Below are 533 nucleotides of genomic sequence, written 5' to 3'. Positions count from 1 at the left end.
ATGTCTCACAAGCATTCCAGGCGTCGGTAAAGTATACGCCGCTGGCTTAATCGCTGAAATTGGCCAAATTGATCGGTTCGAAGACCAGACAAAGTTGGCCAAATATGCAGGACTAAGTTGGAAAGTCAAACAATCTGGGAACTACCAATCCGAGCATACCCCATTAACCAAACAGGGCAATCGTTATTTCCGCTATTACCTAGTTGAAGCCACCAACTCGGTACGGCGCCATCTACCTGAATACGGGGAATTCTATGCGAAAAAATACCAAGAAACACCCAAACATCAACATAAAAGAGCCATCGTCCTAACGGCAAGAAAATTTGTGCGTTTGATGGATACGCTACTACGTAACCATCAACTCTACACGCCACCAAGGAGCGTGTTAGAGACATAACAACATAGTTATGTTCGCATACTTGGTAATGCCCGAAAAAATCACTATTTTGGCGGGCTTAGTTTTGTTCGGTCTTAAAACGAAGTTTTTACTCGAATAACTACTCCTTTTCACTTGACTTACTACCACTAGACTC

1 protein-coding gene is annotated in these 533 nt (G+C 43.2%); it reads left to right on the top strand.

Annotated features, from left to right (window positions below; genetic code table 11):
* Window positions 1-397: IS110 family transposase (locus tag EP58_RS14270; protein ID WP_036094476.1), on the top strand; the 397-nt coding region annotated here is incomplete at its 5' end.
* Window positions 398-533 lie beyond the last annotated feature (136 nt).

This window comes from Paenilisteria newyorkensis, from assembly GCF_000766145.1.
Taxonomy (GTDB): Bacteria; Bacillota; Bacilli; order Lactobacillales; family Listeriaceae; genus Listeria_A; species Listeria_A newyorkensis.
This window is presented reverse-complemented; position numbering and strand designations above follow the sequence as displayed.